Origin of the sequence: Neisseria dentiae, from assembly GCF_024580525.1 — a bacterium.
Taxonomy (GTDB): Bacteria; Pseudomonadota; Gammaproteobacteria; order Burkholderiales; family Neisseriaceae; genus Neisseria; species Neisseria dentiae_A.
On the sequence record NZ_JANIKQ010000060.1, the window covers coordinates 1 to 738 of the forward strand.

The 738-nt window shown below is 56.9% G+C and carries 1 protein-coding gene; it reads left to right on the top strand.

The window, feature by feature from the left end; translation table 11 throughout:
* Nucleotide 1 precedes the first annotated feature (1 nt).
* On the top strand, nucleotides 2-738 hold a 737-nt coding region (locus NQ012_RS12855), incomplete at its 3' end, for an elongation factor Tu (RefSeq protein WP_257067967.1).

Below are 738 nucleotides of genomic sequence, written 5' to 3' on the forward strand. Positions count from 1 at the left end.
CATGGCTAAAGAGAAATTCGAGCGGAGCAAACCGCACGTAAACGTTGGCACCATCGGTCACGTTGACCATGGTAAAACCACTTTGACTGCCGCACTGACCACCATTCTGGCCGAAAAATTCGGCGGTCAGGCTAAAGGCTACGACCAAATCGACAACGCCCCGGAAGAAAAAGCCCGCGGTATTACCATTAACACCTCGCACGTAGAATACGAAACCGAAGGCCGCCACTACGCCCACGTAGACTGCCCGGGCCACGCCGACTACGTTAAAAACATGATTACCGGTGCCGCCCAAATGGACGGCGCGATTCTGGTGGTATCCGCTGCCGACGGCCCCATGCCGCAAACCCGCGAGCACATCCTGCTGGCCCGTCAGGTAGGCGTACCCTACATCATCGTATTCATGAACAAATGCGACATGGTTGACGATGCCGAGCTGCTGGAGCTGGTTGAAATGGAAATCCGCGACCTGCTGTCAAGCTACGACTTCCCCGGCGACGACTGCCCGATCGTACAAGGTTCCGCCCTGCGTGCCTTGGAAGGCGATGCCGCCTACAAAGAAAAAATCTTCGAACTGGCCGCCGCTTTGGACAGCTACATCCCCACGCCCGAGCGTGCCGTAGACAAACCCTTCCTGCTGCCGATTGAAGACGTATTCTCAATTTCCGGCCGCGGCACCGTGGTAACCGGCCGTGTAGAGCGCGGTATCATCAACGTAGGCGACGAGATCGAAATCGT